The sequence below is a fragment of the Mesorhizobium sp. M8A.F.Ca.ET.207.01.1.1 genome (genome assembly GCF_004794715.1).
Taxonomy (GTDB): Bacteria; Pseudomonadota; Alphaproteobacteria; order Rhizobiales; family Rhizobiaceae; genus Mesorhizobium.
On sequence record NZ_SRUS01000330.1, the window covers coordinates 1 to 329 of the forward strand.

The following is a 329-nucleotide window of genomic DNA, read 5'->3' on the forward strand; positions in this document are numbered from 1 at the left end:
CACAAGCAGGTCCATGCGCTGGTGTACGACATCATGTCCGACAAGCAGCGCCGCGATTACGAGGAATTCCTCGAAGTGGACTTCTCCTTCGAGATCCCGTCGCTGGCGCGCTTCCGTGTGAACGCGTTCAACCAGAACCGTGGCGCCGGTGCGGTGTTCCGTACCATTCCGTCCGAGGTGCTCACCCTCGAGGACCTGGCCTGCCCGCCGCTTTTCCGTGAAGTGATCCAGCAGCCGCAGGGCCTGATCCTGTTGACCGGCCCGACCGCCTCGGGCAAGTCGACCACCCTGGCGGCGATGCTCGACTACATCCACAAGAACGAATACGG

1 protein-coding gene is annotated in these 329 nt (G+C 62.6%); it reads left to right on the top strand.

Going from position 1 to position 329, the window contains the following annotated elements:
- Window positions 1-33: 33 nt before the first annotated feature.
- A partial coding sequence (locus EN850_RS34780; protein WP_281407314.1) for an ATPase, T2SS/T4P/T4SS family occupies window positions 34-329 on the top strand: 296 nt, incomplete at its 3' end.